Genomic DNA, 1,156 nt, shown 5'->3' with positions numbered 1-1,156 from the left:
GAATCATTCATCGGTACCCCTGCAAGAGGTTCGGAATAACTTCCTTTCAAAAGCCTGTTCAGGCCATCATATTGGTAGCTGTATCTTCTGAAAACTTCATCTGAGGATGTTTTCCAGTCTACTTCAGTGATGTTTCCGTTAAATCTTCCCGGGACAGCAGTGTTGGAAGGATTCTGATATTTAATTTCATATCCGAAAAGCTTCCCGCCCAGATTTCCCGGATCATTGATTTTGGTCATCCATCCCCTGATATTATACTGATAATTCACCGTCTGTAAAGGTGATGCCGGACTCGTTCCGCCTACCTTTTTGGTTTCCAGCTGAGAAAGCTCATTGTAGCTGTTCTGGGCCAGGATCTCTTCAGCATTACCGTCTACCTTGTGTTTGTGAACCAGCAGCCTGTTCTGATGGTCGTAGGTGAAAGTTTCTGTGATCACTCTTTCCGTATCGGTGCCCAGTCTTTTGTGGCGTGTCACGGTTTTCTGAACGGTTCCGGCAAAATCCAGCCTGGATTCGCTGTGGGTGTAACCTCCCAGATGATTGATGGAATGCGAACCGATCACCCTTCCCTGGGTGTCATAATAAGAATAGCTTTTGGTCCAGTTGTCATCTTCGATGTTCTTCACCAGGCTCATGACGGCAAGGCCTTTGGTGCTTTGTCCTTCTGAAGAAGGAGTATCGGTTAAAACGGTTTCTCCTTCAATAGCGGATGGGAAAGCGGGATTGAAGCTGTACTGGGGATAGGTGTCGTAATAATTCACGCTCAGCACTTTTTCAAGAACATGAAAATAGTTATTGGTATACTGGATCTGCATTCCATCCTTTGTAAAACCTCCGGAATGCCTGTTTTCCACGATCAGGTTAGGGCCGGCCTGGGCCTGCATATTAACCCTGTTCATCCCAAAGATAACAGCCGTATAGGCTACCCGGCCAAAAGAATCGTATTTGGTGAGGATCCACTGTCCTTTCTCCTCCAGGTTGGCATCCTGGGTAAGGACCAACCGGTCGGCCTTGTCATATACCATATAGTCCCAGCCTTTCCCCGGAAGCTTCTTTTCTACCAGGCGGTTCTTTTCATCATAGCGGTACTGGTAGCAGAGGTTGTTCAGGGTCGCTTCATCCGGAGACAAGGCTACGGAAGCCAGCGGAGGGATCA

The 1,156-nt window shown here is 47.7% G+C and carries 1 pseudogene; it reads right to left on the bottom strand.

What is annotated here, in order from left to right:
* A pseudogene (locus tag AC106S_RS24085) lies at positions 1 to 1,156 on the bottom strand (RHS repeat-associated core domain-containing protein); the annotation flags it as partial.

The sequence above is a fragment of the Chryseobacterium sp. FR054 genome, from assembly GCF_056844565.1.
The sequence above is the reverse complement of the archived record's forward strand: the minus strand, read 5'-3'. Positions and strand labels throughout refer to the sequence as shown.